Source organism: Paraburkholderia sp. J7 (assembly GCF_905220155.1).
GTDB lineage: Bacteria > Pseudomonadota > Gammaproteobacteria > Burkholderiales > Burkholderiaceae > Paraburkholderia.
Window position 1 is genome coordinate 1 of record NZ_CAJMYZ010000124.1, and the last position, 301, is coordinate 301.

Genomic DNA, 301 nt, shown 5'->3' on the forward strand with positions numbered 1-301 from the left:
AGTGGCGGCGGGCGTGGGCGTGGCGGGCATCGTCAACGCGGCGAACAGCCTGCTCTTCGTCGTATTGCCGTCGTACCTCACGACCGTGCTGCACTATTCGCCGGCTATCGCGAGCGCGGCGCAAAACGTCGGCATCGCGACGATGTCCGCGTCACTGCTCGCCTGCGCGTGGCTCGGCGACCGCATCCCGCCGCGCCTCGTGCATCGCGCGGGCGCGCTCATCATGCTTGCGGGCAGCTATCCGTTTTACCGGCTCGTGGCCGCGCATGGCATCGATCCGTTCACGACGTTCGCCGTAATT

The 301-nt window shown here is 67.4% G+C and carries 1 pseudogene; it reads left to right on the forward strand.

The window, feature by feature from the left end:
* Positions 1–301: pseudogene (locus tag U5A58_RS40610) on the forward strand (MFS transporter); the annotation flags it as partial.